The sequence below is a fragment of the Pseudomonas sp. S34 genome, assembly GCF_009866745.1.
In the GTDB taxonomy this organism is placed as follows: Bacteria; Pseudomonadota; Gammaproteobacteria; order Pseudomonadales; family Pseudomonadaceae; genus Aquipseudomonas; species Aquipseudomonas jessenii.
In genome coordinates this window covers 1,928,722-1,954,387 of record NZ_CP019398.1, presented here as the reverse complement: position 1 = coordinate 1,954,387, position 25,666 = coordinate 1,928,722, and the positions used below count along the sequence as shown (strand labels likewise).

The window sequence follows — 25,666 nt, the reverse complement described above, 5'->3', positions numbered from 1 at the left end:
AAGCGATGCAACCCCGTAGCCAGTTACTAAGCACCCAACCAAGCAAATGGGCAGTCACGCTAAATGCAAACAGGCAATAGTCCCAACGTTGCGATCAAACAGCTACAGATACACATCCTTGTGTATATTGAGCGAGGCAAGCCACTTAGTGCCACACCGAACTATAGCCAGCTATAAAATTGCGACCTGAGACGCATAGTGCTCATAATGCGGATGGTGATGATTGAAAACATTGCTAAATCCCATCATCAAACTACTTGTAAAACTATCGTTATTAACTGTTTTACTTCCACCGTTTCTAGCCACCAGACGGTTGACTCTTTTCATCGCAGCTGTCGCTAAAAAATGCCCTCTCATGAAATCCAAAGCTCTATATCTCGTTTTACCAAAAACAGCCTTTACCGTCAGCATGTTGTTCTGAAGAGGAACATCAGCTGCGTGTTTCACAACCGCTGCCTCTATTTTTTTGGTGCATGGCGAACAAGACTGTTGACTGGTCATAAAACGAGTGCAGTTATCTGAAAGCACACCAACACCCATTTCATTAATTTGATTGGCCGCATCGTAGAAAATCAAATCCACAAAACTATTTTCTAAGTCATCCAACCATTCATCGAAGTCTGCTTCAGAGATTTTACCATCTGGGATACGGCCATATATCTTCGCAAGCTGAAATAGCGCCATCGAAGTTACTAGCGAGTTTTCAATCGAATGCCCATATGTCACCATTACATCTTGAACCACTTTATAGGCGGGATCCAACCTAGTAAAATCAGAATCTCTTGCAGCCACAGAGTCAATTTGCCGAGCTTCAATTTTCTTTATTTTCTTTTTTAACTCTTCTACCCCATCAACGGATTCGACTTTAAAGCCGCTTTTCTGAAAAGCACGCAGTATCGACTCCCAAAAAATAACATCATCCTCACCCTCAACGTAAAGCATTCGACTCGCACCGAAGAAGGCTGCACGCACGTTTAGAGCTGCATCCGAGTAATCAAGCACGGCCATTGATAACATCCTTCATATCGATAATGCACTTCGGATATTTAGATGCGACCTCTGGAGAGTGAGTAGCAGCGATGATCTGTGCATTCTGATTGAGTTGCTTGATGGCCGGCAGAATTTTTCTCTGCCAATCTATATGCAATGATAGCTCTGGCTCATCCGCCAAGTACACATAGTGCCTGCCCCGCTGGAGCAATGCTTCCGCCAACAGAATGATCAGTTGTTTTTCGCCAGAGGAAAGCTTGGGAATAGGAATCTCCTCACACTTCCCCTCCGTACTAGCAACCTTCAACTCACCAGAACTAATACTAAAACTCTTATCAGGAATAAACTCCTTAAGAGTCGAAGTAAACTGATTGATTTCACTATATATATCTAAAGTTTTCTCTTCCGCCTTTAGCGACATATCTACAATATCTTGAGTCCTTAAGAAAGACTCAATTGCGGTAAAGTGCTTTTCCTTCATTTCCGCATGAGAACCTGAAAAGAAAACCTTGAACGCCTCATCAACGGCCACGATGTGCGCCGATATTTTTCTTTGAGTGTTTGAATCACTTGCACCCAATCTTGTGTAAGCATTCACAAGCTTCCTGTGCTCTTTTTCTTTTTCAAAACTCGATGGCACCGCCCTTGAATTAGCGCCATCCGTAAAAAGAATTGAAGCAAGTACATCTTTCTGTAGATTTGACGAAACTTCCCGAGCCTTCAGCGACAACTCATATTGGTACTTAGTTATATCCGATCTCAGCTGCATCAATCTAAAGTCAATTGGAGAGATAAGCCGCCTACCCGACCTATCTTTAATTTCATAATCTTCCGAACTTTTAAGCCGATAGACTGACAACGAGGACAGACTAATCAGTTCAGAGAGACAACCACGCACCGTTGCTGCCTCTTCTAGTATACGCTTCCTGTAACCTATTGGAACGCGCACTTCATCGCTAGCCGCAATTGCCCTAAGCGAATAGCGCTTATTGGAAATTCTATAATCTATGGAGTGAAAATTAAAGTTGGGGATTTCCCCTTTTGTCACACGCACAAGCCGGCTTTTACTTCCCTTAACCAGCTTTATTGTAATGGTGGTAAAGTCATTTTCGGCCAACTCATCCAAATCCACTGTCAATGCAGCGTGCAGTAGATTCATGAATGTAGTTTTACCAGTACCATTCCGCCCAATAATAATGTTTACATCATCATTAAAGACGCATTTAGCATCTAGTCGATGCCAGAAATTATCTATTCCTACTTCCCTGACGGTATACATTCCTACCCCGACTTTAGATTAAGCATTCGCTTGACATAGCCTTCGAATGTACCGAGAGGCTGATGGCCATCATGGGAATGTACTACAACGAGGTCATGCCTTGAAGACTTTAAGCAGCAGAAGATTGAGATAGTCCGAATCAAAGGGAACTAACGGGAGACACAGAGGGGGGGGCAGCGAGAACTAGGCGTTGCAACTCAAGAAACAAAGGCTTTGGAATGAGGATGATTGCTAGCTAATATGGGACAAGGCTGCACCACTTAGGTGTACCTCAACGCTGTCACACTTCGAGATTTTTGACTGACAAATCCTTGTAAAATCAAGGACTTAGAGATAGGTGGTAACCCTACCAGCCACACCCCGGCACACAATGTCACCGCTGCGGCTGCTCCCTTCCAGGCCTGACCGGGTTCACGGCTGATCGTTGCGGGGGGACCGATAGGGTCACCATAACGACGCTCACCTGTCGGCGAGCCGCGCCATTGTACCTATCTGAGGCGAAGTTACAACCGTTGGTTTCGGATTAAAAACATGAGGGGCTTCAAGCACTTGCTATTGCGCCTCAAGCACCTCGTCCGCCCTGCCGCCCTCCTGCTGAATCACCAGGTGAATAAAGTGCAGCTTGGCAATGACGGATGGCGGCAGGACGAACGGATAGAAATCCGGCTGCCCCATGCTGCGTGACAATTCGTTGAGCATGCCCGCCAGTTCGATCCAGGCATTGACGAACGACAGGAACGCCGCGCCGCCGGGATGCTGCGGATCGTAAAGGGTTTGAGGTGGAAACGGCTGATAGTCGAAGTCCATTTCCCGGGCACTCATGCCAAACCCCAGCGCGGTGTCCACCGCATCCATCATGTGCAGGTAATGCGCCCAGGTTTCCGCCCAGTCTTCCCACGGGTGCATGGTGGAGTAGGCGCTGACGTAGTGCTGCTGCCAGTCGAGCGGTGCGCCCTGCCGATAATGCCGCTCGAGGGCTTCGGCATAGCTGGCGCGCTCATCGCCGAACAATCCGCGAAAAGGCTCAAGCCACTGGCCATTGGCGATCAATCGATCCCAGTAGTAGTGCCCGACTTCGTGACGAAAATGCCCGAGCAGCGTGCGATAGGGTTCGTGCATTTGCACTCGCACCTGCTCGCGGTGCGCATCGTCGGCTTCCTTGATATCGAGGGTGACCAGGCCATTGGCGTGCCCGGTAGTGGGCGGTTTGCCTTCGAGGTCCACGCCGATGAAATCGAAGGCAAGGCCCGTGTCTTCATCGACGGTTTTGGGAATCACCTGTAACCCCAGGCTGAGCAGTTGCGCCACCAGACGCCGCTTGGCGGTTTCCACCTTGCGCCAGCGCTCGTGGTTGTCGGCTATCGATAGGTCAGGAATGGTGCGATTGAGGCTGCAGGCAATGCACAAGACATCACGATCATTGGCTGGCAGCAACCAATTACAGGCCGCCGGGGAGTCGAGATTGGCGCAGCGTCGAAACAGGCCCGCCCCGGGATCGGCATCCAGCCGCCAGGTGCCTGCCTGCACACCCGGTTGCAGCGCAGACAAGCGACTCTGCTCCGGCTGATAACCCAACGCCGCTGAACAGGCCAGGCACTGGCTGTTGCGAAAGAACAGCGACTGCCCGCAACGACAGGACCAGACCTTGCTGTTGCGCGAGCTTTCGCCCATGAACGGCGCGGCGATGCGCGAGCTGAGTTGCTCGAAGAAAGGGTACATGGCGATCTCTCCCTGGGGCTTGCCAAGACTAGATCATTTCCCAAGGAGGATCGTTCCCAGGTCGAACGCAACACCTGTAGGAGCGAGCCTGCTCGCGATGGAGTGTCAGTCGACATCAATGCGCCTGATCCACCATCGCGAGCAGGCTCGCTCCTACAGGTTGAATTGCTGCTCAATCTACCTTGCCGTACCCGCGCAATGTTTCAACAAACGCCTCTTCATCCAGCACTTTCAAGCCCAGGTCATTGGCCTTGGTCAACTTCGAACCGGCACCCGGCCCTGCCACCACGCAATGGGTCTTGGCCGACACCGAGCCGGCGACCTTGGCGCCGAGGCTTTCGAGTTTGTCCTTGGCGATATCACGGCTCATCAGCTCCAGCGAGCCGGTCAGCACCCAGGTCTGCCCGGCCAGCGGCAAGCCTTCGACGACCTTCTTCTCGCTCTGCCAGTGCATGCCGAAATCGGCCAGTTGCTTCTCCGCCGCTTCGGCCAATTGGCGATTGGCCTCGACCGCGAAGAACTCGCGCACCGAATTGGCCTGTTTTTCCGGCAGCGCCTGGCGCATATCCAGCCAGTCAGCACCGATCACAGCCTGCAGCGAGCCGAATTTGTCCGCCAGTTTCTGCGCCCCGCCCGGCCCTACCAAGGGGATATGCAGTTTGTCGAGGAAACCGCCCAGCGTGGTGCTCGCCGAAAACTCGGCACCCAGCTCGCCCTGATCCTGAATCTGCAGGCCATGCCTGAGCAAATCAGCGATCACCTGCCGGTTATGCTCATCCTCGAAGAAACTGTGGATCTCGTGCGCGACTTCCAGGCCAACATCCGGCAAGTACGTCAGCACCTGCGGCAAGGCCTGTTGCACCCGCTCCAGCGAACCCAGGGAGCGGGCCAGGACTTTGGCTGTTTCCTCGCCGACATCAGGAATCCCCAGGGCGTAGATGAACCGCGCCAGGCCCGGCCTCTTGCTGTCTTCGATGGCGCCGAGCAGGTTCTTGCTCGACAGCTCGGCAAAGCCTTCCAGATCGACGATCTGCTCGAACGTCAGGGCGTACAGATCCGCAGGCGAGCTCACCAGGCCTTCGTCGACCAGTTGCTCGACACTCTTCTCACCCAGGCCTTCGATGTCCATGGCGCGCCGGGAAACGAAGTGAATGATGGCCTGTTTGAGCTGCGCGCCACAGGCCAGCCGGCCGACGCAGCGATACACCGCGCCTTCGCTGACCGTTTCGCGACCCTTGCTGCGCTTGATCAGTTGCGTGCGCTCGACATGGGAACCACATACCGGGCACTGCTCGGGAATCTGTACTGGCCGGGCGTTTTCCGGACGACGCTCCATGACCACTTGCACCACTTGCGGAATCACGTCACCGGCACGGCGGATGATCACCGTGTCGCCGATCATCAGGCCCAGGCGCGCGACTTCGTCCATGTTGTGCAACGTGGCGTTGGCCACCGTGACGCCCGCGACCTTGACCGGTTTCAGACGCGCCACCGGCGTCACCGCCCCGGTGCGGCCGACCTGGAATTCCACATCGAGCAGCTCGGTGAGCTCTTCCATCGCCGGGAATTTATGGGCGATGGCCCAACGTGGCTCACGGGCGCGGAAACCCAGTTCGCGCTGAGAGGCAATGCTGTTGACCTTGAACACCACGCCGTCGATTTCATATGGCAGCGCATTGCGACGCTCGCCGATGTCACGGTAGTAATCCAGGCACTCGGCGATGCCGTGCGCCAGTTTCAACTCATGACTGATCGGCATGCCCCAGGCCTGGAGTTGCTGCAAATTACCGATGTGCGTATCGGCGATGTCCGCCGACACCTGGCCGATGCCGTAGCAGCAGAACTCCAGCGGGCGATTGGCGGTGATCTTCGAGTCCAGCTGGCGCAAACTGCCCGCCGCCGCGTTGCGCGGGTTGGCGAAGGTCTTGCCGCCGACTTCCAGTTGCGTGGCGTTGAGCCGCTCGAAACCGGCCTTGGACATGAACACTTCGCCGCGCACTTCCAGGGTCGCAGGCCAGCCGGTGCCGTGCAACTTGAGCGGAATGTTGCGTACGGTGCGCACGTTGACGCTGATGTCTTCGCCGGTGGTGCCATCGCCGCGGGTCGCGCCGCGCACCAGCACGCCATCCTGATACAGCAGGCTGACGGCCAGCCCATCAAGCTTGGGCTCACAGCTATATTCAACGGTTGCGCCGCCACCGAACAGGTCGCCCGCCGGCAGGTCCAGGCCTTCGGTCACCCGGCGGTCGAACTCACGCATGTCGGTTTCTTCGAAGGCGTTGCCGAGACTGAGCATCGGCACTTCGTGACGCACCTGGGTAAACGCCGACAGCGCCGCGCTGCCCACTCGCTGGGTTGGCGAGTCACTGGTGATCAGTTCGGGATTGGCCGCTTCCAGAGCCTTGAGCTCGCTGAACAAGCGGTCGTACTCGGCGTCCGGAATGCTCGGTTCGTCGAGCACGTGGTAACGATAGTTGTGCTGATCCAGCTCAGCGCGCAGCTCTAAAATACGGTTCTTGGCGGCGGTCATGGGTGTTCTCTCATAAAGCAAAAGAGCAGCCGAGGCTGCTCAATCTGTTTTGCCGATCATCCCGCGCACCGCGTGGGAATAACCATTTCAATCAACGTTTCTGGGTCAGGGCGCGGCGTTCGAACTCGACAATGCGCTGACGGTAGTGCTCGATCGTCTGGGCGGTCAGCACGCTGCGCTGGTCGTCCTTGAGCTCACCGTTGAGCTCCTGGGACAGTTTACGCGCCGCTGCCACCATCACGTCGAAGGCTTGCTTCGGATGGCGAGGACCCGGCAGACCCAGGAAGAAACTCACCGCCGGGGTGCTGAAGTGGTCGATGTCGTCCAGGTCGAATACGCCAGGCTTGACGGCGTTGGCCATGGAGAACAGCACTTCACCGTTGCCGGCCATGCTTTCGTGGCGATGGAAAATATCCATCTCGCCGAAACGCAAACCGCTCTCCAGAATGTTCTGCAACAGCGCCGGGCCCTTGAAGCCGGCAGCGTCGCGGCAGATCACGCTGATCACCAGCACTTCTTCAGCTTGCGGCTGATCCTTGTCGTTGACCGCTGGCGCGGACTTGGTGTCGTCCGGGAAATCGTCGTCGCGGCTGCTGAAGCTCGGGCCGCCGTCCAGATCCAGGCTGAGGTTCATGTCGCCCTGGGAAGGCTCGCTATGGCCACGCTTGCCGCGTTTGGAGCCCGACTCGCGAGGCTCCCGGGCCGGCATGCTCACCGACGGCAGATCCTGCTCGTCCAGTTGCGGCTCTTTATGTGCGTCCAGCACGCGCGGCGGGCCCAGCAGCTCGGCGCTGCTGTCCTCGTCCGGCAGGTTGGACAGACTTCGATCAAGACGGAACTTCAGTTTTCCCTTGCCGCCGCGCATACGGCGCCAGCCATCGAAAAGAATACCGGCAATGACAATAATGCCGATGACGATCAGCCACTCGCGCAGACCGATTTCCATGTAATCCCGTGCCTCTATAAAAAATGCTGAAAAATAAGGGGTTTACAACCTGCAAACCGCTTTAAAACGTGGCGCCAACTCTATGTTCTGACAGGCGTTTTGCCCACGTATACGAAAAATTGACATTAAACTAGCACGACCAAAGGCAACTTTACACCGTCTACCACGTTGGCTAGCGCGAATATGTCGATTGGCCAGCAAGTCGAAGCCAGGAAAAGAGTCCTACAAGCCGCAAACACTCTTCCTACAACCCCGACTCAGGCATCCACCATCGCCATCGCCTCCTCGACATCCACCGCCACCAGACGTGAACAACCGGGTTCGTGCATCGTCACACCCATCAGTTGTTCGGCCATTTCCATGGCGATCTTGTTGTGGGTGATATAGATGAACTGCACTGTCTGTGACATCTCTTTTACCAATCGCGCGTAGCGTCCAACGTTAGCGTCATCCAGTGGCGCGTCAACCTCATCGAGCATGCAGAACGGCGCCGGGTTCAACTTGAAGATCGCAAAAACCAGGGCCAATGCGGTCAGGGCCTTTTCGCCGCCGGAGAGCAAATGGATGGTGCTGTTCTTCTTTCCTGGCGGCTGCGCCATGATTGTTACCCCTGTATCGAGTAGATCTTCGCCCGTCAGTTCCAAATACGCGCGGCCTCCACCGAAAACTTTTGGGAAAAGCGCCTGTAAACCGCCATTGATCTGATCAAAGGTATCCTTGAAACGGTTGCGGGTTTCCTTGTCGATCTTGCGAATCACGTTCTCAAGGGTTTCAAGGGCTTCCACCAGATCGTCGTTCTGCGCATCCAGATAACGTTTACGCTCCGATTGTTGCTGGTACTCATCGATGGCCGCCAGGTTGATCGCGCCCAGACGCTGGATCCTGGCGGCGATGCGCTCGAGTTCTTCCTCAGCTTCCTTCTCGCTGGCCTCGGCAGTCAGTGTCGCGAGTACGCCGTGGAGATCGTAGCCGTCTTCCAGCAATTGGTCCTGCAAAGTCTTGCGGCGTACGGTCAGGGCCTGCCATTCCATGCGCTGGGTTTCGAGCTGGCTGCGAATCAACTGGGATTGCTGTTCGGCCTGGCTGCGACGCTTCTCGGCGTCGCGCAGTTCGCGGTCGGCATCTTCGAGGGCGATCTGCGCGGTCTTGAGCTCTTCGTCGACGGTCATGCGCTTGTCGAGCAACTCCTCGAGTTTCAGGCGCAGCTCTTCCAGTGGCGCCTCGCCCTCCTCCAGATTGAGGCTCAGTTGCTCGCGTTTTTCAGTCAGGCGCTCGGACTGCATCTCCAGCCGCTCCAGCGCCTGGCGCGTCGAATCATGCTGCGCCTTGAGCGAGCCCAGACGCACCGCCAGCTGATGGGCGTGATCCTTGTGCTGCCGCGCTTCCTGACGCACCCGGTCCAGACGCTCACGCAGGCTGTCGCGCTGGGCCAGCAGCAACTCACGCTGCTCGGTGTCCTGCGCCATGCTGTCGAGGGCTTCCTGCAATTGCAGGCGCGCTTCGCCGATGTTTTCGTGTTCCAGCGCTCGCTGCTCATCGAGTTCGATGAGCTCTTCGTCGAGGCGGGTACGGCGCAGGGTCAATTGTTCGGCCTTGGCCTTGCCGGCAGACAATTGAGCCTTCAACTCACCTTGCTGACGTGCTTCGTCCTGCAGCAAACGGCGCAGATGTTCGCGCCCGTTCTCCTGCTGACGCTGCTGTGCCCTGAGATTTTGCAGTCGGGTTTCCAGGGTTTCGACAGCGGCTTCGCGCTCTTCGCGCTCCAGGCCCAGTTGCTGGATTTCCTGACCCCGGGCGAGCACGCCGCTTTCCGCTTCACTAGCCCGACGCACCCGCAGAAAATGCCGACCGACCCAGTAACCGTCGCGGCTGATCAGGCTCTGCCCGGCAGCCAATTGACTGCGCAAGGCCAAGGCCTGTTCGAGGCTGTCCACCGGCTTGACCTGCCCCAGCCATGGCGACAGATCGAGCTGCGCCTCGACCTTGTCCAGCAGGCTGCCCGGCACCCGTACGCCATCGCTGGACGGGCTGAGCAAGCGCAAGTCGCCCTGGGCAAACCCGGACAGATCGAAATCGTTGAAATCGTCCACCAGCACCGCTTGCAGGTCGGCACCCAGCACGGTTTCCACCGCCAGTTCCCAACCGGCCTCAACCTTCAGGCCTTCGGCCAGGCGCGGGCGATTCGCAAGATTCTGTTCGCGCAGCCATTCGGCGGTACCGGTGCCCGGGTCGAGCGCGGCTTGCTGCAAAGCTTCGAGTGAAGCCAGCCGACCGTTGAGGCGCTGCAAATCGCCTTGCGCCTGCTGCTGCGCGGTCAGCGCTTGCTGCAGTTCCTGACGCAACTGCTCAAGCTTTTCGACCTGGGCTTCTTCGCTGGTCTGCAAATCCTCGAGCGTCGCTTCGGATTCAGCGAGCTGCTCGCTGAGCGCCATGATCGCCGCGTCTTCCGGGTCCGCCGAGAGCAAGGCGCGTTCTTCGCCAAGACGCTTCTGGCGATCGGCCAGGCGCTCCAGGCTGGTTTCCAGCTGCTGGATCCGCGATTGCTGCACTTCGGCCTGACGGCGCGGCTCGGCGGCGGTGAGGTTGAACGTATCCCACTGCTCTTGCCAGCCGTGCATGGTGGTTTCGGATTCTTCCAGCGCGGCAGCGGCCTCTTCGGCGGCGGCGCTGGTGACTTCCTGCTCCGGGGTGAGCATGTCCAGCTCTTCGCCGAGGGTCAGCAGCAGCGTGCGGTCGTGGCCCAGGTGCGATTCGGTTTCCAGGCGCGCGCGCTCGGCCTCTTTCAGGTCATCCTGCAACTGGCGCAAACGCTGCTGACCGTGCTGGATGCTCTGCTCGACCCGGGCAATGTCGCCGCCGACCGAGTAGAAGCGCCCCTGCACCAGGTTGAAGCGTTCCGACAGGTCGTGGTGCCCGTCACGCAGGCGCTCGATGCTTGCGTCGGCATTGCGCTGTTCGGCCACCAAGGCTTCGAAAGAAACTTCCTGGTTGCCGATGATCGCTTCACGCTGGCCGACCTGATCGTTCAGCGCCTGCCAGCGCAGGGCCGACAGCTGGGCCTTGAGCTGACGCTCCTCGCCCTTGAATTCCTGATACTTCTTGGCGGCCTCGGCCTGGCGGTGCAAGCGTTCGAGCTGACGCTCGAGCTCTTCGCGCAGGTCGGTCAGGCGCTCAAGGTTTTCGTGGGTGCGGCGGATGCGGTTTTCCGTCTCGCGCCGGCGCTCCTTGTACTTGGAGATACCCGCGGCTTCTTCGATGAAGTTGCGCAGGTCTTCGGGTTTGGACTCGATCAGCTTGGAGATCATCCCCTGCTCGATGATCGAGTAGCTGCGCGGGCCAAGGCCGGTGCCGAGGAAGATGTCGGTGATGTCGCGGCGCCGGCATTTGGTGCCGTTGAGGTAATAGGTGGTCTGGCTGTCGCGGGTCACTTTGCGGCGGATGGAGATTTCCGCATAAGCGGCGTACTCCCCGAGCAAGGTGCCGTCGGAGTTGTCGAACACCAGTTCGATGCTCGCCTGGCTCACCGGCTTGCGGCTGGTGGAGCCGTTGAAGATGACGTCGGTCATCGATTCGCCGCGCAGGTTCTTCGCCGAACTCTCGCCCATCACCCAGCGCACGGCGTCGATGATGTTCGATTTGCCGCAGCCATTGGGCCCGACCACCGCCGCCATGTTACTGGGGAAGTTCACCGTGGTCGGGTCGACGAAGGATTTGAACCCCGCCAGCTTGATGCACTTGAGCCGCAAGATCAGGCGTCCGTCAAGGCGGATATCACCAGATCGCAACTGCGCTGGGCGTAAGCCGTCAGCACTTCGCGAATCTGCACGAAGTCACGGGCCAGCACGGCAGCGAGCAAGCGCTCGAACAGCTCGAGGAATTCGCTCATCGACGCTTTGCGCTGGTCCAGCGCGAGGAAATACGCACGGCTCATGGCCGGCTGCAGATTCTCGACTGTCTCCTGCAAGTACGGGTTGTTGGCGAACGGGTACGCGGCGCGCATCACGTTGAAGCTGTCGTCGACGAAAGTGCGGATGTCCTGACGCTCGTAGCTGGCAGTCAGGCGTTGCTGGATCTGCACGAACGGCGCCATGTCGGCCTGGGTTTTCCAGCCGCTGGCCACGGAGTTACCGAGCAGGATATAGAGTTCGCTCATCAGCGTGCACAGGCTCTGCACCTTGTGCGGTGTGAGCTCGGTGACGTGGGCGCCCCGTCGCGGCAGGATCGCGATCAGGTGCCGACGCTCGAGGATCAGCAAGGCCTCGCGGACCGAACCGCGGCTGACGTTGAGGGCCAGCGTGACCTTCTGTTCCTGGATGCGCTCTCCGGGCTTCATTTCGCCGCGAATGATGCGTTCGGCGAGGTGGTGAGCGATTTGCTCGGCGAGGCTGTCCGGCGCCTTGAACGTCATGGTTGTCCTTCAAACTCTTTGATCTGTACAAGCGGCGCAGTGTAGCGCAATTGCTGCGTCAGGGCGGAGTGCCCGCCCGGAGGTTTTTGGCACGATTCAAGCAAATTCAAGCAAAAAGGCAGGCTATCGAACCAGCGACAATAATTAAGGAACAGGTGGTTAATCGACAAATTGCAATTTCCTGACCTTTAAGTCAGAAAATCATTGACCGAAAAGTCAGACCTGCTAAATTCAGTTCCTATCGGTTAACAACAATAATGAGTCTGCGAGGCCTTCCGTGATCCAGTTTTTACTAAACCAGGAACTCCGTAGCGAGCACGCCCTGGACCCGAACCTGACCGTGCTCAATTATCTGCGCGACCATGTGGGCAAACCCGGCACCAAAGAAGGCTGCGCCAGCGGTGACTGCGGCGCCTGCACCGTGGTGGTCGGCGAATTGCAGACCGATGATGACGGCCGCGAACACATTCGCTATCGCAGCCTCAACTCGTGCCTGACCTTCGTGTCGTCCCTGCACGGCAAGCAACTGATCAGCGTCGAAGACCTCAAGCACAAAGGTGAACTGCACAGCGTGCAGAAAGCCATGGTCGAGTGCCACGGCTCGCAATGCGGCTTCTGCACCCCCGGTTTCGTGATGTCGCTGTTTGCCCTGCAAAAGAACAGCGATGCACCGGATCATGCCAAGGCCCACGAAGCACTGGCCGGCAACCTCTGCCGTTGCACCGGCTACCGGCCGATCCTGGAAGCCGCCGAACAGTCCTGCTGCGCCAAGCAACCGGACCAGTTCGACGCCCGCGAGGCCGACACCATCGCACGCCTGAAAGCCATTGCCCCGACCGATATCGGCGAACTCAACAGCGGCGACAAGCGCTGCCTGGTGCCCCTGACCGTGGCCGACCTGGCCGACCTCTACGACGCTTATCCACAGGCCCGCCTGCTGGCCGGCGGTACTGACCTGGCGCTGGAAGTCACGCAGTTCCACCGCACCCTGCCGGTGATGATCTACGTCGGCAACGTCGCCGAGATGAAGCGCATCGACCGCTTTGACGATCGCCTGGAAATCGGCGCCGCCACGTCCCTGTCCGATTGCTACGAGGCCTTGAACGCCGAGTACCCGGACATCGGTGAATTGCTGCACCGCTTCGCGTCCTTGCAGATCCGCAACCAGGGCACCCTGGGCGGCAACATCGGCAACGCCTCGCCGATTGGTGACTCGCCGCCCCTGCTGATCGCCCTCGGCGCGCAAATCGTGCTGTGCAAAGGCGAAACCCGCCGTACCCTGGCGCTGGAAGATTACTTCATCGATTACCGTGTCACTGCGCGCCAGGAAAGCGAGTTCATCGAGAAGATCATCGTGCCCCGCGCCAGCGTCGAAAAACTGTTCCGTGCCTACAAGGTTTCCAAGCGCCTGGACGATGACATCTCGGCAGTCTGCGCCGCCTTCAACATTCGCCTGGAAAACGGCGTCGTCGCTGAAGCCCGCGTCGCCTTCGGCGGCATGGCCGCCATCCCGAAACGCGCCGCAGCCTGCGAAGCCGCGTTGCTCGGTTCGCCATTCAACAACGCCACTGTCGAACGCGCCTGCGCTGCCCTGGGCGAAGACTTCACGCCGCTCTCGGACTTCCGCGCCAGCAAGGAATATCGCCTGCTCAGCGCACAGAACCTGCTGCGCAAATACTTCATCGAACTGCAAACACCGCACATCGAGACTCGGGTGACCGCTTATGTCTAATCATCACGCCGTAGAGAAGACCCAAGCCGAATTGGCTGAACTGTTCGCCAAGGACCTGACCACCGGTGTCGGCCGCAGCGTCAAGCACGACAGCGCCGCCAAGCATGTGGCCGGTGAAGCGCAGTACATCGACGACCGCCTGGAGTTTCCGAACCAGTTGCACGTTTATGCGCGCATGTCGGACCGTGCCCACGCCCGGATCATCAGCATCGACACTTCGCCCTGCTACGCCTTTGAAGGCGTGCGCATCGCCATCACCCACGAAGACGTGCCGGGCCTGAAGGACATCGGTCCGTTGCTGCCGGGCGATCCGCTGCTGGCGATCGATACCGTGCAATTCGTCGGTCAACCGGTGATCGCCGTGGCGGCGAAAGACCTGGAAACCGCGCGCAAGGCGGCGATGGCCGCAATCATCGAATACGAAGACCTGGAGCCTGTGCTGGACGTGGTCGAAGCCCTGCGCAAGCGCCACTTCGTACTCGACAGCCACACCCACAAACGCGGCGATTCGGCCACGGCGCTGGCCACTGCCGAACATCGCATCCAGGGCACGCTGCACATTGGTGGCCAGGAACACTTCTACCTGGAAACCCAGATCTCTTCGGTGATGCCGACCGAAGACGGCGGCATGATCGTCTACTGCTCCACGCAAAACCCCACCGAAGTGCAGAAACTGGTGGCCGAAGTGCTGGACGTGTCGATGAACAAGATCGTCGTCGACATGCGCCGCATGGGCGGTGGTTTCGGCGGCAAGGAAACCCAGGCGGCCAGCCCTGCGTGCCTGTGCGCGGTGATCGCGCACCTCACCGGCCAGCCGACCAAGATGCGTCTGCCACGGGTCGAAGACATGCTGATGACCGGCAAGCGTCACCCGTTCTATGTCGAGTACGACGTGGGCTTCGACAGCACCGGCCGCCTGCACGGCATCAACCTGGAACTGGCCGGCAACTGCGGTTGTTCCCCTGACCTGTCGGCGTCGATCGTCGACCGCGCGATGTTCCACTCGGACAACTCGTACTACCTGGGCGATGCGACCATCAACGGTCACCGCTGCAAGACCAACACCGCGTCGAACACCGCCTACCGTGGTTTCGGCGGCCCGCAAGGCATGGTCGCCATCGAAGAAGTGATGGATGCCATCTCTCGCCATCTGGCCCTGGATCCGTTGGCCGTGCGCAAGGCCAACTACTACGGCAAGACCGAGCGCAACGTCACCCACTACTACCAGACCGTCGAGCACAACATGCTCGAAGAGATGACCGCGGAACTGGAAGAAAGCAGCCAATACGCCGAGCGCCGCGAAGCGATCCGTCGCTACAACGCCAACAGCCCGATCCTGAAAAAAGGCCTGGCACTGACCCCGGTGAAATTCGGTATTTCCTTCACCGCCAGCTTCCTCAACCAGGCCGGTGCCCTGGTGCACGTCTACACCGACGGCAGCATCCACCTGAACCACGGTGGCACCGAAATGGGCCAGGGCCTGAACACCAAGGTCGCGCAAGTCGTGGCCGAAGTGTTCCAGGTGGAAATGGACCGCGTGCAGATCACCGCGACCAACACCGACAAAGTACCGAACACCTCGCCGACCGCCGCTTCCAGTGGCGCCGACCTGAACGGCAAGGCCGCGCAGAACGCCGCCGAAACCATCAAGCAACGCCTGGTGGAATTCGCGGCTCGCCAGTACAAGGTCAGCGAAGAGGACGTGGAATTCCACAACGGCCACGTGCGGGTTCGCGATCACATCCTGACCTTCGAAGCGCTGATCCAGCAGGCGTATTTCGCCCAGGTGTCGCTGTCGAGCACCGGCTTCTACAAGACTCCGAAAATCTACTACGACCGCAGCCAGGCTCGCGGCCGTCCGTTCTACTACTTCGCCTTTGGCGCGGCGTGCTGCGAAGTGCTGGTCGACACCCTGACCGGCGAATACAAGATGCTGCGCACCGACATCCTCCACGACGTCGGCGCCTCGCTGAACCCGGCCATCGACATCGGTCAGGTCGAGGGCGGTTTCATCCAGGGCATGGGCTGGCTGACCATGGAAGAGCTGGTGTGGAACAACAAGGGCAAGCTGATGACCAACGGCCCGGCCAGCTACAAGATCCCGGCCGTGGCGGACATGCCGCTGGACCTGCGGGTGAAGCTGGTGGAAAACCGCAAGAACCCCGAAGACACGGTGTTCCATTCCAAGGCTGTGGGCGAGCCGCCGTTCATGCTCGGCATCGCCTCGTGGTGTGCGATCAAGGACGCCGTGGCGAGCCTGGGCGATTACCGGCATCAACCGAAAATCGACGCCCCGGCGACGCCTGAGCGAGTGTTGTGGGGCTGTGAGCAGATGCGCCAGTTGAAGGCGGCGAAGGCTGTCGAGGCTGAGACCGAGTTGGCTTCGCTCTGAGACCGAGGTGCGGCCTTCGCGAGCAAGCCCGCTCCCACAATGGATCTCCAGTGGGCACAAATTTTGTGAATGACAGAGATCAAAATGTGGGAGCGGGCTTGCTCGCGAAGAGGCCGGTACAAACAACAGAGATGTTGAGGTGAAACATGTACAACTGGATCGACGCCCTCGCCGACCTGCAAAACCAGGGTGAGCCCTGCGTGCTGGTTACCATCATCGAAGAGCTCGGCTCGACGCCGCGCAACGCTGGCTCGAAGATGGTCATCAGCGCGAACCAGAGCTTCGACACCATCGGTGGCGGGCACCTGGAATACAAGGCCATGAAGATCGCTCGCGAGATGCTCGCCAGCGGCAAGCAGGACACCCATCTGGAGCGCTTCAGCCTCGGCGCCAGCCTCGGCCAGTGCTGCGGTGGCGCGACCGTATTGCTGTTTGAACCGATGGGCCAGGTTCAAGCGCAGATCGCCGTGTTCGGTGCCGGCCACGTCGGCCGCGCCCTGGTGCCACTGCTGGCCAGCCTGCCTTGCCGGGTGCGCTGGATCGATTCGCGGGAAGATGAATTCCCCGAGCAGATCCCCCATGGCGTGCGCAAGATCGTCAGCGAAGAACCGGTGGATGAAATCGATGATCTGCCGGCCGGCAGCTACTACATCGTGATGACCCACAACCATCAACTCGACCTCGAACTGACCGCTGCGATCCTCAAGCGCAACGACTTCGCCTACTTCGGCCTGATCGGTTCGAAGACCAAACGGGTGAAGTTCGAACATCGCCTGCGCGACCGCGGTTTCGACAACAGCGTCGTGCAACGCATGCGCTGCCCGATGGGCATCGGCGAAGTCAAAGGCAAGCTGCCTGTGGAAATCGCCATCTCCATCGCCGGCGAAATCATCGCCACCTATAACGCGAACTTCGGCCAGCAAACCTCCAGCGCCGGATCGATTGCCAAACTGCTGCCTGCCTCACGCCGCAGCCAAGCCTCCAACTGAGAATTCTCATGCCACTGACTCGCAGAGCCTACCGCGCCGCCATCCTGCACAGCATCGCCGACCCAGCCGTCGTCGGCATCGAAGCCTCCTACGAGTATTTCGAAGACGGCTTGCTGGTTGTGGATAACGGCCAGATCAGCGCCCTCGGTCACGCCAGCGAACTGCTGCCGACCCTGCCGGCTGACGTCGAAATCACCCACTACCAGGATGCACTGATCACCCCCGGCTTCATCGACACCCACATCCACCTGCCGCAAACCGGCATGGTCGGCGCCTATGGCGAGCAACTGCTGGACTGGCTCAACACCTACACCTTCCCGTGCGAAAGCCAGTTCGCCGACAAGGCCCACGCCGACCAGGTCGCGGACATTTTCATCAAGGAACTGCTGCGCAACGGCACCACCACTGCGCTGGTATTCGGCAGCGTGCACCCGCAATCGGTGAACTCGTTCTTCGAAGCGGCCGAGCAGCTCGACCTGCGGATGATCGCCGGCAAGGTGATGATGGACCGCAACGCCCCGGACTACCTGACCGACACCGCCGAATCCAGCTACGTCGAAAGCAAGGCGCTGATCGAGCGCTGGCACGGCAAGGGTCGCCTGCACTACGCGGTCACCCCACGCTTCGCACCGACCAGCACCCCGGAACAACTGACCCTGGCCGGCCAGCTGCTGACCGAGTACCCGGATCTGTACATGCAGACCCACATCAGCGAAAACCTCAAGGAAATCGAGTGGGTCAAAGAGCTTTTCCCGGAGCGCAAGGGCTACCTGGACGTCTACGATCACTACCAGTTGCTCGGCGAGCGCTCAGTGTTCGCCCACGGTGTGCACCTGTGCGATGACGAGTGCGCGCGACTGGCAGAAACAGGTTCGGCCATCTCGTTCTGCCCGACCTCGAACTTCTTCCTCGGCAGCGGCCTGTTCAACCTGCCGATGGCCGAGAAGCACAAGCTCAATGTCGGTATCGGCACCGATGTGGGTGGCGGCACCAGTTTCTCGCTGCTGCAAACTCTCAACGAAGCCTACAAGGTCATGCAACTGCAAGGTGCACGCCTGAGCCCGTTCAAGTCGCTGTACCTGGCCACCCTCGGCGGCGCCCGCGCATTGCGCCTGGAAGACAAGATCGGCAACCTGCAACCGGGCACCGACGCCGACTTCCTGGTGCTGGACTACAACGCCACGCCGCTGCTGAGCTATCGCCTGAAGCAGGCCAATAACATCGCCGAGACATTGTTTGTGTTGATGACCCTGGGGGATGACCGGACTGTGCAGCAGACCTATGCAGCGGGGAACCTGGTGCATCAGCGATAAAATTTGCGCCCATAAAAAAATCCCCCGTGATCATCAGATTCCGGGGGATTTTTTTGACCCTCTGTAGGAGCGAGCCTGCTCGCGATGAACCCGAGGGCGCCACGGGGTGTCAGGCTTCCCGCGTAATCGTTAACGACCATCGCGAGCAGGCTCGCTCCTACAGGGGGCGGTGTCAGATTTTCGCGGGTGAACGCCCAGGCTTCTTGGTCTGCAGCAAATGCGAGAACACCGCATGCAGATCATCCGACGCACTTTCCTCATCGAGGTTGAGTTTGCTGTCGATGTGATCCATGTGATGCATCATCAGGTTCACCGCCAGTTCAGCGTCGCGCTTTTCGATGGCGTCGATCAACTGGGTGTGCTCGTCGTAGGAGCAATGGGAACGGTTGCCGCTTTCGTACTGGGCGATGATCAGCGACGTCTGGGACACCAGGCTGCGCTGGAAGCTGATCAACGGGGCGTTTTTCGCCGCTTCGGCCAGCTTCAGGTGAAACTCGCCCGACAGACGGATACCGGCACCGCGATCACCGCGCGAGAAACTGTCGCGTTCATCGTTGACCATCTGGCGCAACTCGGCAATCTGCTCGGCGGTAGCGTGCTGAACCGCCAATTCGGTGATCGCACGCTCGACCAGACGGCGAGCCATGAACACCTGACGGGCTTCTTCGACGCTCGGGCTGGCGACCACGGCGCCGCGATTCGGACGCAGCAGCACCACGCCTTCATGGGCCAGGCGCGACAAGGCGCGGCGAATGATGGTGCGGCTGACCCCGAAAATTTCCCCCAGCGCTTCTTCGCTCAACTTGGTGCCGGGCGCCAGACGCTGCTCGAGGATGGCCTCGAAGATATGCGCGTAGACAATATCGTCCTGGGTACCGCTGCGGCCGGCTTTGCCTGCTCGCGGTTGTTTCTTTAGGGGTTGCAACTGTTCGTTCATGGGCACTCGAGTCGGAAGAACTGCGGCGAATTGACCGTGACTGTAATACGGCACAGTGGGTCGCTGGCAAGTATCGCGTAAAAAACACTGCGATTGTACACAATGGAGGGTGGCAACACGACTGTACGGCTGAATGTTGCCTCGGCTGTATCGCAACGCCTGGTTACTTTTGAGTTTAGGCTTGTTCGCAGAATCCGCCTTCCTGTGGGAGCGGGCTTGCTCGCGAATGCAGTCTGTCAGCAACATCAATGTCGACTGACACGCCCTCTTCGCGAGCAAGCCCGCTCCCACAAGGTTCTGCATCGCTGCGGACATCTTCATTTGTTAAGGAACATCCCCGTCATGAACGACGCCACCCACACGCAAATCCGCCCGCTGGCCGACACTTCGCCCTCGGCCATCGTCGCCGGTTTCATCGCCATGATGACCGGCTACACCAGCTCCCTGGTGCTGATGTTCCAGGCCGGGCAAGCGGCGGGCCTGAGCAGCGGGCAGATTTCTTCGTGGATCTGGGCGATTTCCATCGGCATGGCGGTGTGCTCCATCGGCCTGTCCTTGCGTTATCGCACGCCGATCACCATTGCCTGGTCGACCCCGGGCGCAGCGCTGCTGATCACCAGCCTGGGCGGCGTGAGCTACGGCGAAGCCATTGGTGCCTATATTACCTGCGCGGTGCTGGTGACGATTTGCGGGCTGACCGGCAGCTTCGAACGACTGGTGAAAAAGATTCCGGCATCCCTGGCCGCCGCCCTGCTGGCGGGGATCCTGTTCAAGATCGGCAGCGAGATTTTCGTCGCAGCGCAACACCGCACTGCCCTGGTACTGGGGATGTTCGTCACTTATCTGGTGGTCAAGCGCCTGTCGCCGCGCTATGCGGTGTTGGCGGCATTGCTGATCGGCACGGCATTGTCAGGCTTCATGGGGTTATTGGACTTCAGCGGCTTCCACCTGGAAGTGGCCACGCCGGTCTGGACCACACCGAATTTCTCCCTGGCCGCGACCATCAGCATCGGCATCCCGCTGTTTGTCGTCGCCATGACCTCACAAAACATGCCCGGCATCGCCGTATTGCGCGCCGATGGCTACACGGTACCCGCCTCGCCGCTGATCACCACCACCGGCATCGCCAGTTTACTGCTGGCACCGTTCGGTTCCCACGGGATCAACCTGGCGGCCATCAGCGCCGCGATCTGCACCGGGCCCCACGCCCATGAAGACCGTAACAAGCGCTACACCGCGGCGGTCTGGTGCGGGATTTTCTACGGGATTGCCGGCGTGTTCGGCGCGACGCTCGCGGCATTGTTTGCCGCGCTGCCCAAGGAACTGGTGCTGTCGATTGCGGCGCTGGCGCTGTTCGGCTCGATCATCAATGGCTTGAGCATCGCCATGAGCGAAGTGAAGGAACGTGAAGCGGCGCTGATCACCTTCATGGTCACGGCATCGGGGCTGACGCTGTTTTCCATCGGTTCGGCGTTCTGGGGGATTGTCGCGGGGGTGGTGACGCTGCTGATCCTGAACTGTAGGAGCGAACCTGCTCGCGATGGTCGTCAACGATAACGCTGGAAACCTGAGACCCCGCGGCGCTCTCAGGTTCATCGCGAGCAAGCTCGCGCCTGCAAAAAAAGCATAAAAAAACGGCGACCCTTGGGTCGCCGTTTTTTCTGGAACATCAAGCTACCGGATTGATCGGCTTTTCCGGGTACCAGACGTCCAGCAGCGGGCTGACTTCAACGCTGGTCAGCTCGGTGCGGCCTTTGAGCCAGGCTTCAACGGCAGCGCGCTGTTCAGCGCTGACCGAGCCACGCTTCTGCAGGCAAACCAGACCGTAGTCATCGCCGCCAACATAGCCCAGACCGTTGGCTTCCATGGCTTCTTTGAGGAACGCGTCGAGGAAAGCATCAATGGCTTCATCAGCCAAATCTTCTTTGAAATCCAGGTTCAGTTCGAAACCCAGCTCTTGAAATTCATCGACGCACAGTTTTTTGCGCAGACGCTGGGAACGGTTAGTCGCCATTGGAACAATCCTCTTAAGTAATAACGGGCGGCACTTTAGCAGTTTAAGCCGCCGATTGCCTGACTCTCTGGGCCACCACGCCTACCGTCGGTAAAAAAATAGCCGATCAGGATGCTCGCGCACGGCACAAGCCGTGACACCTTGGGGCATAATGCCGACACTTTCATGACCATTGAGGGAATTTATCTCCATGCCCTCTTTATATTTCCCCTCGGCTGTAGGGTTTTATTTCAGATGATCAAATCTTTACGTCCTTTGCTGTTGGCCGGTTTTCTTCTCCCCCTGGCCCTCCCCGTTTCCGCCGCTCCAATCAATACCGCGTTGTCGCCCAACGTTGAAAAAGCCCTGAAAGCCAGCAAGCTGCAGGACAACGCCCTGTCGCTGGTGATGATCCCCCTCACCGGCCCCGGCACCCCGACGGTGTTCAACGCCGACGTGTCGGTCAACCCGGCATCGACCATGAAACTGGTCACCACCTACGCGGCGCTGGAAATGCTCGGCCCGAACCACCAGTGGAAAACCGAGTTCTACACCGACGGCACCCTCAGTGGCGGCATTCTCAACGGCAACCTCTACCTTAAGGGTGGCGGCGATCCGAAGCTGAACATGGAAAAACTCTGGCTGCTGATGCGCGACCTGCGCGCCAACGGCGTGACCCAGGTCACCGGCGACCTGGTGCTGGATAAAACCTTCTTCGTGCAACCGCAACTGCCGGAGTTCAATGACGACGGCAACGACGATAACAAGCCGTTCCTGGTCAAGCCCGACTCGCTGCTGGTCAACCTCAAGGCGCTGCGCTTCGTCGCGCGCAATGACTCGGGCAAGGTGCTGGTCTCGGTGGAACCGCCGATTGCGAGCATCCGCATCGACAACCAGGTCAAGGCTCTCAACTCCAAGCAATGCACCGGTGGCGTGCGCTACAACCCGGTGACTCAGGCCGACGGCAGCGTGACCGTGACGGTCGGCGGCCAACTGGGGGAAGGCTGCAGCTCGCAGACTTACCTGTCGCTGCTCGACCACGCGACCTACACCGCCGGCGCCGTCCGCGCGATCTGGAAGGAACTGGGTGGCAGCATTCAGGGCAGGGATGTGCTGGCGCCAACACCGAAAGACGCCAAGGTCCTGGCCCGGGCGTTCTCGCCGGACCTGGCGGAAATCATCCGCGACATCAACAAGTACAGTAACAACACCATGGCCCAGCAGTTGTTCCTGAGCCTGGGCCAACGCTTCCGCACCGATGCCGATGGTGACGACGCCAAGGCTGCCCAGCGTGTCGTGCGTCAGTGGCTGGCGAAAAAAGGCATCACCGCGCCGCACCTGGTGATGGAGAACGGCTCCGGCCTGTCCCGTGCCGAGCGTGTCAGCGCCCGAGAAATGGCCTCGATGCTGGAAGCTGCCTGGCACAGTCCGTATTCCGCCGAATACATCAGTTCGATGCCGATCGCCGGCACCGACGGCACCATGCGCAAACGCCTGAAGACCACTGCGATGCGCGGTGAAGCCCACGTCAAGACCGGCACCCTGAACACCGTGCGGGCGATCGCCGGTTTCAGTCGCGACGTCAACGGCAACACCTGGGCGGTGGTGGCGATCCTCAACGACAAGGCCCCGTTCGGCGCCTCGTCGGTACTCGATCAGGTGCTGCTGGATCTGTACCGCCAACCGAAAACGCCGCAAACGGCTTCGGTTCTGTAAAGCGCCACATAACCCTGTGGGAGCGGGCTTGCTCGCGAAGACGGCGGCACATCCAACATCGATGTGACTGACAAATCGCCTTCGCGAGCAAGCCCGCTCCCACAGGGATTGCATGCAACCCTAGTTCATTTCCTCTTCTACCCGATCCCTTCCTGCCTGCTTCGCCGCGTAAACCCCCGAATCCGCACGCAACAGCAAGGCATCGGCGCCCTCCCCGACCCGCCAACTGGCAATCCCGAAACTGGCAGTGACCGTACCGACACCTTCAATGGGTGAACTGCGCAGGCCTTGCCACAATTGCTGGGCCAACATATAGGCCTGTTCGCCGCTGATATCCGGGCACAGCACCATGAACTCCTCACCGCCCAAGCGGCAGAACACATCGGTGCGACGCAGCCGGTGGCCGATCCGTTGGCACACGGCCTGCAACACCCGATCACCGATGGCATGACCATGCAGGTCATTGATGCGCTTGAAATGGTCGATATCGAGCATGATCACCGACAGATCCCCACCGCCACGCTCCACCCGGGCCATTTCGATGGTCAAGCGTTCCTGGAAATAACGCCGGTTGTGGATACCGGTCAGGGAATCGGTGACCGACAACGCGCGCAACTCTTCTTCCACCCGCTTCCTATCGGAAATGTCCGAGATGTAGCCGTGCCACAGCACACCGCCACCGGGCAGTTCCTCTGGCGTGGCCTCGCCACGTACCCAACGCAGACCCCGTTGCGGCAATTGCACGCGGTATTCCTCGCGCCAGGGACTGAGGGTGTCGGCCGAGGCACGGATCGAGGCTCGGACACGGGTGCTGTCCTGGGGGTGAATCCGGGTGAAGATCGCTTCGGCATTGAGCAGCAGCACGTCAGGTTCCAGCTCGTAGATCTCGCGAATGCCGTCGCTGGCGTAGATCACGCTGAAACGCCCGTCGAACTCCATCTTGAACTGGTAGATGCCACCGGGCACGTGGGCGCTGAGTTTCTTCAACAACAGATCCCGCGCCGCGAGCGCCTCATGGACCCGCTTACGCTCGGTGATGTCGATGCACACCGCCAGGTGCCCGACCCACAGGCCTTGCTCGTCGAGCACTGGCGTGGCGAGCATGTTGACGATCAAATGGCTGCCATCGCCACGTACCAGCGTCCACTCCCGCGCCTCGTGGCTGCCCTGCACGTCGCCTTCGACCAGCATCGCCTGGCAGGTCGGCACCGGTTTACCATAGCGTGCGCTCAACTCTGCCGAGCGAGCGACCAGCTCCCGGGGCAGGTGCAGGCTCTCCAGGGTCATATGCCCCACCACCTCGGCACTGGTATAGCCAAGCATCTGCTCAGCACCGGCGTTGAAGGTGCTGATGACACCGCGCAGGTCGGTGGCGATGATCGCGACCTGGGTGGCGGCATTCAGCACACCACGCAACTGACCATGGGTTCCGCGCAGCTCCTGCTCTCGATCCCGTAGCTCCTGGGTGCGTTGCTCGACCATTTTCAACGCCCGCTGCCGCTGGCTGACCAACACGTACAGCAAGGCACTGAGCATCACGCTGAGCATTCCACCCAACACCACCACACTGGTCACGGAGGAATGATTGGCCTTCACGAACGCATCGCTGGGCTGGATATCGACTTGATAGTCATGGTCGGCCATGCGCAACAGGCGCGTGGCCGACAGCTCGCTGATGGCCGGCGGGTTGGGTGACTCGAACAGCACCTCGTGCTGGTCATCGATCGACAAATCGAGGATGCGCACCGAGAGATAGTCATGGCTGGCGTCCGGCAGTCCGTCCGCCAACAACTGGCGCATGCTGATCACGGCCATGACATAACCGTAGGGCTTCGTGGATTTGCGGTCCTGACTGTTGCGCTGCATGAGCGGCGCGACCAGCAGCACGCCGCGGGCATAAGCCGGTTCGATACTTACCAGATGCATCGGTTGCGATACCGCCATACCGCCACGCTGATCGGCCCGAGCGAGCGTGGCACGCCGCAGCGGCTGGGCCAGCAAGTCGTAACCGAGGGGAGCGCCGAGTTTGCTTTGCGTCTGGCTGTACAGCACCGCCACGTACTCATCTCGCTCGCCGGCCAGTTGCAGTTGGCCGTCGGCGTTGAGCTCTCTCAGGGTAAAGTTGTTCAAGCCCTCGTCTCGCACCCGACGCTCGAACGCCACCCGCTCGTCACGAGTGACCCGCTGGGCATAGGAATACGCTTGGGTTCGCAGCAGCAAAGGTTGGGTGTAGCCGTCGAATTCCGCTCGGGACACCGAATCGGAATTGGCGAAAAACCGACGCAGGCCGTCGAGGCGCTGCTCCTGATCTTCGAAACGCTCTTCGATACGGCTGTAACGTTCACTGGCCAGCAGTTGGAAACGTTGCCGCAATTGATGGTGAAACAGATTCAGCGTCGACCACGCCAGCAACCCGGTGAGCACCCCGCCAACCAGCAATACCAGCAGCGCGACCAACCAGGCCGAGGCATCTTCGCTGATTATTCCCAGGATCCTGGGGCGCACGGCGTGCAACGACATAAAACGCAAACTCAAAACGCCAGGTGCGGAGAAGCCCTTTGGCCATGAACTGAGTTATAGCTATTAGCCACTAATTTGACCAGCACTGAACAACTCTGTAGGAGCGAGCTTGCTCGCGATGGTCGATAACGATAACACGTGCTTTCTGAATACACGCGGCGCTTTCGGGTTCATCGCGAGCAGGCTCGCTCCTACAGTGAAT

General features: G+C 59.3%; 16 protein-coding genes and 1 other RNA gene. 6 read left to right on the top strand and 11 right to left on the bottom strand.

The window, feature by feature from the left end; translation table 11 throughout:
- Positions 1-171 precede the first annotated feature (171 nt).
- From PspS34_RS08650 to PspS34_RS08615, 8 genes are all read right to left on the bottom strand, one after another.
- Positions 172-1,008, bottom strand: a complete 837-nt coding sequence (locus tag PspS34_RS08650) for a DUF4435 domain-containing protein (protein WP_159389572.1) — start codon at positions 1,006-1,008, stop codon at positions 172-174.
- Positions 995-2,269, bottom strand: coding sequence for an AAA family ATPase (locus PspS34_RS08645; RefSeq protein WP_159389571.1), 1,275 nt, complete (start codon positions 2,267-2,269; stop codon positions 995-997). Before PspS34_RS08645 ends, PspS34_RS08650 begins: the two co-directional genes overlap by 14 nt.
- A gap of 344 nt (positions 2,270-2,613) precedes the next feature.
- An RNA gene (gene ffs / locus PspS34_RS08640) (signal recognition particle sRNA small type) lies at positions 2,614-2,710 on the bottom strand.
- 111 nt (positions 2,711-2,821) lie between these two features.
- Complete coding sequence (locus PspS34_RS08635) at positions 2,822-3,988, bottom strand: putative zinc-binding peptidase (protein ID WP_159389570.1); 1,167 nt, start codon at positions 3,986-3,988, stop codon at positions 2,822-2,824.
- Between the two features lie 172 nt (positions 3,989-4,160).
- Positions 4,161-6,518 carry an NAD-dependent DNA ligase LigA gene (gene ligA / locus PspS34_RS08630; RefSeq protein WP_159389569.1) on the bottom strand — a complete coding sequence of 786 codons (2,358 nt, stop codon included), beginning with the start codon at positions 6,516-6,518 and terminating at the stop codon, positions 4,161-4,163.
- A 91-nt stretch (positions 6,519-6,609) separates the two neighbouring features.
- A complete protein-coding gene (zipA, locus tag PspS34_RS08625) occupies positions 6,610-7,464 on the bottom strand; it encodes a cell division protein ZipA (protein WP_008050196.1) in 855 nt (284 codons plus the stop codon).
- Between the two features lie 257 nt (positions 7,465-7,721).
- Positions 7,722-11,210, bottom strand: coding sequence for a chromosome segregation protein SMC (gene smc / locus PspS34_RS08620; protein ID WP_154946549.1), 3,489 nt, complete (start codon positions 11,208-11,210; stop codon positions 7,722-7,724).
- A 2-nt stretch (positions 11,211-11,212) separates the two neighbouring features.
- Complete coding sequence (locus PspS34_RS08615; protein WP_102668964.1) at positions 11,213-11,872, bottom strand: GntR family transcriptional regulator; 660 nt, start codon at positions 11,870-11,872, stop codon at positions 11,213-11,215.
- Positions 11,873-12,149: 277 nt separating this feature from the next.
- Here PspS34_RS08615 and xdhA point away from each other — a divergent pair, with 277 nt between their 5' ends.
- The 4 genes from xdhA (at position 12,150) to guaD (ending at position 18,298) form a co-directional block, all read left to right on the top strand.
- A complete protein-coding gene (gene xdhA, locus PspS34_RS08610) occupies positions 12,150-13,604 on the top strand; it encodes a xanthine dehydrogenase small subunit (protein ID WP_159389568.1) in 1,455 nt (484 codons plus the stop codon).
- Positions 13,597-15,996 (top strand): xanthine dehydrogenase molybdopterin binding subunit, encoded by a 2,400-nt coding sequence (gene xdhB / locus PspS34_RS08605; RefSeq protein ID WP_150758869.1) that lies wholly within the window; start codon positions 13,597-13,599, stop codon positions 15,994-15,996. Before xdhA ends, xdhB begins: the two co-directional genes overlap by 8 nt.
- A gap of 146 nt (positions 15,997-16,142) precedes the next feature.
- Positions 16,143-16,985, top strand: a complete 843-nt coding sequence (gene xdhC, locus PspS34_RS08600) for a xanthine dehydrogenase accessory protein XdhC (protein WP_057715689.1) — start codon at positions 16,143-16,145, stop codon at positions 16,983-16,985.
- An 8-nt stretch (positions 16,986-16,993) separates the two neighbouring features.
- Positions 16,994-18,298 carry a guanine deaminase gene (gene guaD / locus PspS34_RS08595; protein WP_159389567.1) on the top strand — a complete coding sequence of 435 codons (1,305 nt, stop codon included), beginning with the start codon at positions 16,994-16,996 and terminating at the stop codon, positions 18,296-18,298.
- Positions 18,299-18,470: 172 nt separating this feature from the next.
- On the opposite strand, the gene PspS34_RS08590 is transcribed toward guaD, so the two are convergent.
- On the bottom strand, positions 18,471-19,235 hold the full coding sequence (locus tag PspS34_RS08590; protein WP_007971481.1) for a GntR family transcriptional regulator: 765 nt from the start codon (positions 19,233-19,235) through the stop codon (positions 18,471-18,473).
- 342 nt (positions 19,236-19,577) lie between these two features.
- Here PspS34_RS08590 and PspS34_RS08585 point away from each other — a divergent pair, with 342 nt between their 5' ends.
- Positions 19,578-20,792 carry a benzoate/H(+) symporter BenE family transporter gene (locus PspS34_RS08585; RefSeq protein ID WP_159389566.1) on the top strand — a complete coding sequence of 405 codons (1,215 nt, stop codon included), beginning with the start codon at positions 19,578-19,580 and terminating at the stop codon, positions 20,790-20,792.
- Positions 20,793-20,904: 112 nt separating this feature from the next.
- Here the strand turns inward: PspS34_RS08585 and PspS34_RS08580 are convergent, their stop codons facing one another.
- The gene (locus PspS34_RS08580; protein ID WP_007971486.1) at positions 20,905-21,249 is read right to left on the bottom strand and encodes a YggL family protein; all 345 of its coding nucleotides are present in this window, start codon (positions 21,247-21,249) and stop codon (positions 20,905-20,907) included.
- Between the two features lie 234 nt (positions 21,250-21,483).
- Here PspS34_RS08580 and dacB point away from each other — a divergent pair, with 234 nt between their 5' ends.
- Positions 21,484-22,944 carry a D-alanyl-D-alanine carboxypeptidase/D-alanyl-D-alanine-endopeptidase gene (gene dacB / locus PspS34_RS08575; protein ID WP_159389565.1) on the top strand — a complete coding sequence of 487 codons (1,461 nt, stop codon included), beginning with the start codon at positions 21,484-21,486 and terminating at the stop codon, positions 22,942-22,944.
- A 120-nt stretch (positions 22,945-23,064) separates the two neighbouring features.
- On the opposite strand, the gene PspS34_RS08570 is transcribed toward dacB, so the two are convergent.
- A complete protein-coding gene (locus tag PspS34_RS08570; protein ID WP_159389564.1) occupies positions 23,065-25,464 on the bottom strand; it encodes a diguanylate cyclase in 2,400 nt (799 codons plus the stop codon).
- Positions 25,465-25,666: the final 202 nt, after the last annotated feature.